This is a genomic window from Carboxydocella sp. ULO1 (assembly GCF_002049255.1).
In the GTDB taxonomy this organism is placed as follows: Bacteria; Bacillota.
Genome location: NZ_BDLQ01000078.1, coordinates 1 through 4,908, shown reverse-complemented (window position 1 = coordinate 4,908; position 4,908 = coordinate 1). Strand labels below are relative to the sequence as shown.

At 46.4% G+C, this 4,908-nt stretch carries 12 protein-coding genes; all 12 read right to left on the bottom strand.

The features are described 5' to 3' along the window. Positions 1-120: 120 nt before the first annotated feature. Positions 121-267, bottom strand: a complete 147-nt coding sequence (locus tag ULO1_RS14795) for a hypothetical protein (RefSeq protein ID WP_159446885.1) — start codon at positions 265-267, stop codon at positions 121-123. Continuing rightward, positions 258-644, bottom strand: a complete 387-nt coding sequence (locus tag ULO1_RS10190) for a RusA family crossover junction endodeoxyribonuclease (protein ID WP_079933514.1) — start codon at positions 642-644, stop codon at positions 258-260. The genes ULO1_RS14795 and ULO1_RS10190 overlap by 10 nt, the downstream gene beginning before the upstream one ends. A gap of 102 nt (positions 645-746) precedes the next feature. Beyond that, positions 747-1,064, bottom strand: coding sequence for a hypothetical protein (locus tag ULO1_RS10185; protein WP_079933513.1), 318 nt, complete (start codon positions 1,062-1,064; stop codon positions 747-749). A 19-nt stretch (positions 1,065-1,083) separates the two neighbouring features. Next, the gene (locus ULO1_RS10180; protein ID WP_079933512.1) at positions 1,084-1,473 is read right to left on the bottom strand and encodes a hypothetical protein; all 390 of its coding nucleotides are present in this window, start codon (positions 1,471-1,473) and stop codon (positions 1,084-1,086) included. A 109-nt stretch (positions 1,474-1,582) separates the two neighbouring features. Beyond that, the gene (locus tag ULO1_RS10175) at positions 1,583-1,963 is read right to left on the bottom strand and encodes a single-stranded DNA-binding protein (RefSeq protein WP_079933511.1); all 381 of its coding nucleotides are present in this window, start codon (positions 1,961-1,963) and stop codon (positions 1,583-1,585) included. A 5-nt stretch (positions 1,964-1,968) separates the two neighbouring features. After that, positions 1,969-2,334 (bottom strand): hypothetical protein, encoded by a 366-nt coding sequence (locus tag ULO1_RS10170; RefSeq protein ID WP_079933510.1) that lies wholly within the window; start codon positions 2,332-2,334, stop codon positions 1,969-1,971. Beyond that, positions 2,322-3,353, bottom strand: a complete 1,032-nt coding sequence (locus ULO1_RS10165) for a DnaD domain-containing protein (RefSeq protein ID WP_079933509.1) — start codon at positions 3,351-3,353, stop codon at positions 2,322-2,324. The genes ULO1_RS10170 and ULO1_RS10165 overlap by 13 nt, the downstream gene beginning before the upstream one ends. A gap of 4 nt (positions 3,354-3,357) precedes the next feature. Further along, on the bottom strand, positions 3,358-3,864 hold the full coding sequence (locus ULO1_RS10160; RefSeq protein ID WP_079933508.1) for an HNH endonuclease: 507 nt from the start codon (positions 3,862-3,864) through the stop codon (positions 3,358-3,360). 13 nt (positions 3,865-3,877) lie between these two features. Next, a complete protein-coding gene (locus ULO1_RS15440; RefSeq protein WP_079933507.1) occupies positions 3,878-4,171 on the bottom strand; it encodes a LysM peptidoglycan-binding domain-containing protein in 294 nt (97 codons plus the stop codon). Further along, positions 4,144-4,380 (bottom strand): hypothetical protein, encoded by a 237-nt coding sequence (locus tag ULO1_RS10150; protein WP_079933506.1) that lies wholly within the window; start codon positions 4,378-4,380, stop codon positions 4,144-4,146. The genes ULO1_RS15440 and ULO1_RS10150 overlap by 28 nt, the downstream gene beginning before the upstream one ends. A gap of 56 nt (positions 4,381-4,436) precedes the next feature. Beyond that, the gene (locus ULO1_RS10145; protein ID WP_079933505.1) at positions 4,437-4,646 is read right to left on the bottom strand and encodes a hypothetical protein; all 210 of its coding nucleotides are present in this window, start codon (positions 4,644-4,646) and stop codon (positions 4,437-4,439) included. Beyond that, a partial coding sequence (locus ULO1_RS15025) for a hypothetical protein (protein WP_207651128.1) occupies positions 4,636-4,908 on the bottom strand: 273 nt, incomplete at its 5' end. The genes ULO1_RS10145 and ULO1_RS15025, both read right to left, overlap by 11 nt.

Below are 4,908 nucleotides of genomic sequence, written 5' to 3'. Positions count from 1 at the left end.
CCGCCTGTAATGTTCCACGTCCATAAAATACCTTTTGCAGGGAAAAAGGTTGTCCATCTCCATCTTAAACCACCCTTTTGCAATTCAAACATGCTCCAAGGTCCAGCTCACTCAGCTCAACTATTTCTCCTGATCTGCAAAATGGGCAACGCCCCTCATAGTGATACATTCCAGGCATTGTTCCTGGGCTTTTTTGTCCAGTCTGACTGCCGCCATGATCCAACCCAACAGAAATGCTGCCATTAAGCTCAAAGCTGTTAGCCACATTGTTCCACCTCCTCAGTCTTCCAGAGCCTGATTACGGCCCTTTCCTCGCCTTTTGTACATGTTTTTTTGATAACCCTACCATCTACTATTTGCCGGTCATCTTTATATGCCACCTTATTGAGTGCATCTGTTATAGCCTTCCCGTAATTGTCCCAGTCACCAGCTTTTTTGTCTGCAAGGTAGATGATAATCTCCACCGCAACTGGACCATTAATCCGCCTAACCCCGGCCCTGACTGCGTACCATGCCACTGCCTCCTTATAGGCCAGGTATTGCTGAGCCCGTTGCTTAACGAATTTACCTCTCTGCGTCATCCGGACCGCCGGCACCGGCCGGCCCGGGACAACAAATTCAAAGACCTCTTTTCCGCAGCTCATCACAAATCCTCCTGAGTCGTCTTATCTGCAACTCCATTGCAATTACCGGGAGAGCAAGTACAATCAATCCAGCTATGTATGCTATCAGCAATCCCTTTGTCATCACCCGGCCCTCCTCTTCCTGGCTTTCAAGCGACGCGCCTTCCTCTCTTCCCATGCCCGTTTTATTTCATCCAGTATTTTTTCTTCCTGGGCCATCTTGATCCGTTCTATCAGTTTCCACTCTTCAGGGGTATAGCTCCGGTAGTACGCCGGATCCGGGTCCCTGCTAAACAATACCCCTTGCTTTATATCAACCACCTTGAGCGGATTTTCAAACAGGTCCTGAAACCTTTTCAGTTTGCTCCTATGCTCTTTTGCGATTCTATCGCGATTCGGCTGGTTCCCCCCATTGGACCAGGGGGATTTCTTTTTTGTCATCAGATACACCTCCGGTTAGTTAGAATAAACTCAGTTGCTGCATAGTTTCTTGCATCGGCACCTCATCGTAAACTTCAAGCCACTCTACATGCACATCATAAAAGGCATTTTGTGCACTCTGGACAAGTAGATCATTCGGAGTGATTTGCACAAAAGCGTAGTAGAAATTATCAGTGCCTTCAGTGCCTATTGCATTAACACTAAACAGTAGTATCTCATCAATCCTGCCTTCGTACCGTAAATACCACCCGTCCTTCATTTCAAAGCTGGAGCGCTTCTTATGCCCCAGCCGTTTTACATACTGGCCAGGATGAAGTGTTTTATCGCCAAGTTCAATCGGTACTCTCTGGATTTGGTCACCTTCTTCCACCTTCGCATACATTGCGCCGCGCCCAAAATATATTTGCATGCTCACCGCCTCCTGCAAGGCTGTATTGGGGGCCCTGTGCTGGTTCGAACAGCCGCCCTGGCTTGTGCTACACCAGGTCACTCCTACTGGCAGGGCCTTGTCAAGTTGGCTAGAATGGCAAGTCCCCAGCTTCCTGCAATCCATCATTCCAGCCTGGTTCCGGCTGGCTTTCCCGCGGGCTGAGGAAACGAACTGTTTCAGCCGCAACTTCGGCTACCCAGCGTTTTTGACCGTCCTGCCCCTCAAAGGAGCGAATTTCCAGACGGCCGTCCACCGCTGCCAGCTTGCCTTTGCTGAGGTACTTGCTGCAGTTTTCAGCCATTTGGCCCCAGACCACAACGTTGATGAAATCTGCTTCCCGCTCTCCGGCCTGGTTCTTGAAAGGCCGATCAACTGCCAGAGTAAATCTGGCCACTGCCTTGCCGGTGTTGGTGTATCTCAGCTCCGGATCCCTGGTCAGGCGCCCGATGAGAATGATTCTGTTAAGCAAGCTATTCACTCCTTCGCAATGTACTCAAGCGGCAATAAGGGCCAGGCAAGTTTGCGCTTATTACCTGCTACACAAAGGCAGCGATAAAAGTATTCGGCCAGAGTATTATCAACTTGCATCTCAATGCGAACAATGCCGCTATCCCTGCACAGACCACAAGTCATTTGGGCATTTTCTTTTTCAGCCTGCTTTATTGCCCGGCCATATCTGTCTGAAACAGTGATAAGTAACCCGCATTTGGGGCAGCGATGCGTTCCAGTTACATGTTTCTGCCTGGTTTTGCAGCGCGAGCAGACAATATAGCCTTCGCTGAAACATTTGTCCTGCAACTGGCTTATTACGTCCTGCGCTGTTCGTCCTATGTGTTGCATGCTTCCCCCTCCCTAAACAATTCGGCAAGAATGTCCCCGGCCAGCTCTCCGTATCCTTGCGCAAGCCTGATTGCAGCATCCCTGGGCGGATTTTTGCCCAGGGTGTATCTGATATAGGCGACGGCCCCCAGTACTTCTTCTTTCTGCTTCTGTTGCAAAACTTTTACTTTGTCCGGGTCTGGTAGCGGCCTTGAGTAAAAAGCTGCTACTGCCGCATTTTTGTTGCTGCGTTCTTTTTCCACGACCTGTTCATAATCCAGGATCTCAGCCAAAGAATGCAAATTGGCGTTACGCCAGTTCTCAAGAATTCGCTGAATGTACCTGATGTTTCTTTTCCCCTGGGCAATAGCTCGCCTGAGGGCCTCTCGCACAAGGTCCTCTGTGTATGTATCCACCAAGTCTGCGATCTGTTCTGCCTCCAAGGGACTCAACGGCCTTCCAAATTCCCCTTCAAACAGACGAAAACATGATCCGGCGGCGGAGGCGGGGGCGGGTTTGCTATCCCCCGCCTTATTATCATCTTCATCATCATTTGTTTGGTTTAGTTTGGTTTTGTTTAGTTTATTAATGTTCACCTCACTATTAACCTGACTATTCACCTCACTATTAACCTGACTATTCACCTCACTATTAACCATTCTATTTACCTGAGGTAAATAGTGAATTGTATTCACCTCATTATTTACCTGACTATTTACTTTAGGTGAATAGTTAAGTAAATCCAAAAGATTAAAATTCAAAATATATGTTCCTGCCTTTTTTCTATTTGTAGGCTTGATGTACCGGAAGTAACCTAATTGGCAAAGCTTGTTCCTGACATCAATTAGATTTTTAACCGTATTAAACCCAGCCTTGTAAAGCAGTTCGGCATTGGTCATGGTAAATTGGTGTGCCCAATTCAGTTCGTTAGACTTTTGCCATAAAGCCATTAACAAACAGAATCCAGGCTGTCCAACTTCAGCCATTCCACCAATAGCATTGAACTGTTTTAGCAAGGTGTACAAATCGGGTTTATTCATAGCATCAAGCCCTTTCTAGTCTGAACTTTATATGTTCAGGTATGGTAATGATTCTGTTTGACTTGCCTTCGTTGCACTCCATGCAGGCAGTAATCAGATTATTCATCAGGTCTGATCCGCCTAACGATTTTGGGATCACGTGGTCAACATGTAATGTAATACCATGCTCTGATGGACTTCTTCCGCAGTATGCACATCTGAAGCCATCTCTTTCTAAAACTCTAAATCTTAAGGATAATCCTTTTGAATTTGTTGAATTACCTAATGTCTTTTCTAGTTCTGCGATATCAATATCTCTATATTTTTGAACACATTTTGGGCAAACTATAAAACATCCAGATTTGTCAAAATCATGGAAATTATATAAATTATCAGGACCATCGTAGTTAAAACAAATAAGACAATCACAATCTTTCCCGGTGTAATTTGTTAGATACTTTTTAAGCTTGTCATTATCAAATGCGCCTACTTTCTTCATCTCTATAATTTTCTTCAGCATTGTTTTAGTCATTGCCAACACATCCTTATCGCAATGGTATTATCAAGACCTGCCCAGGGTAAATTATCGGATCTAGTGGTTTCCCATCCCGGCTGTTGGCCTCACAGATAATGTCTACTCCTTCGAGTATATCCCGTTGCTCCGGATAAAACTTCTTCGATATCGCCCAGAGGGTATCTCCAGGAGCTACTACGTAGGTCGTATAACTTTTTTCGCTTGCCGAGGTATAATTTGCATAAAAACTGTATATACTTAGTATCAGGGACACTATGACCAAAATTGCGACTAAATTTAAGCGATACTTTTTCCGTTTCCGCATGGCTTTTCTTCCCCCAGTTCCCTGGCCGCCTGTCTGATCTGGGCCAGTGTGGCATCCCCTTTCGCATAAGCGGTCAGCATGTAAGTGTTAACCATTACATCCAGGGCCGCATTCGCTGCCAGGACTTCCTGATGCTGGATGGTCCCGTATTTGTTGAACAAGCGCTCAACCTTTTTGCGCTGTTTGGCGATCGCAATCAATGGATGCATTTCTATCCCTTCCTCTCTTTTTTTAGGACCGGCGGGACTAGCCCGCCGGTTTTACATTAAAACGGAAGCGGCCCCTCAAATTCAATAACTGGCTTTTTCTTGATTTGCGCAGGATCATACCATTTTTCGTCGTCTGGGTAGTATTTAACTCCACATCTCCAACATTTGTAAACTTTATCTCCAGGTGGCGACCAGAAACCCATGTAGCCGAGGAAATAGCTTTCCTCTTTTTCCTCCATCTCGGTCTGACACTTTTTACACTTCATTGTTACCACCCTTCTCCGCCACCAGTGCCTCGATCCTGGCGCAAATCTTGTCGTAGTTAACCTTGTCCACCTCAGAGCTACCCTGGTAGCCAAACTCGTTTAGGACCTGCCTTACGATCTCTTGCTCCCCTTTAGCTATAGCAAACATCCGCTTTGCCTGCTGGGTCGTAATTTTGCCGGACTGGTCAGTTGCTACCCTGCTGTTTTGCTCGACATGATCAACGTCTATCGTTTTAGTCGGCAGTTGCGAGTCATCAATCGG